The organism is Exiguobacterium sp. A1_3_1 (genome assembly GCF_048985645.1).
Lineage (GTDB): Bacteria > Bacillota > Bacilli > Exiguobacteriales > Exiguobacteriaceae > Exiguobacterium_A > Exiguobacterium_A indicum.
On the sequence record NZ_WBYY01000343.1, the window covers coordinates 1 to 502 of the forward strand.

Sequence of the window (502 nt, forward strand, 5' to 3'; positions counted from 1 at the left end):
TCAAAAAGCGTGCGCCGGCGCACGCTTTTTGATTAAAGCAGAATGAAACGATGTCTATAACGTCATTATTTAGAGGATGGACGTTCAAGCGTTAACAATTCATCATCTAATGATGAAAATTGATTTAATACAGCTGCATGAGCATCCTGAATGCCAACATTGTAAAAATGGACTGCGAGGGACTCTTTGATGAAATCGAAAACACGTTCAGCAGCGAACTCAGATAATTCTTCGTCACGCTCTTCTAAGAAAAAGTCTTGAATGGATTGAATGATTTGTTGTTGCTGTTCTGTATTAAACCGATCGAACATAACGACGACACTCCCTTTAGTTTTATTGCTGTCTTAATGGCCTAAGGAAACTATAAGAGAGCTTGTCTTAAAATCACAGACTATACTTTATCTGAAAAAAATGTACACGCTTTGATTAAAACGTTTTTTTCAATTTTTGCAACATCCCATACCATCCCTGAGACAAGAAATTACGGACCTGACCTTGTGGT

1 protein-coding gene is annotated in these 502 nt (G+C 37.6%); it reads right to left on the reverse strand.

All coding sequences use genetic code 11. The features are described 5' to 3' along the window. Positions 1-65: 65 nt before the first annotated feature. Positions 66-311: a DUF2164 family protein gene (locus F8N00_RS18270; RefSeq protein ID WP_214749224.1), complete on the reverse strand. Its 246-nt coding sequence runs from the start codon at positions 309-311 to the stop codon at positions 66-68. Between the last annotated feature and the right edge of the window lie 191 nt (positions 312-502).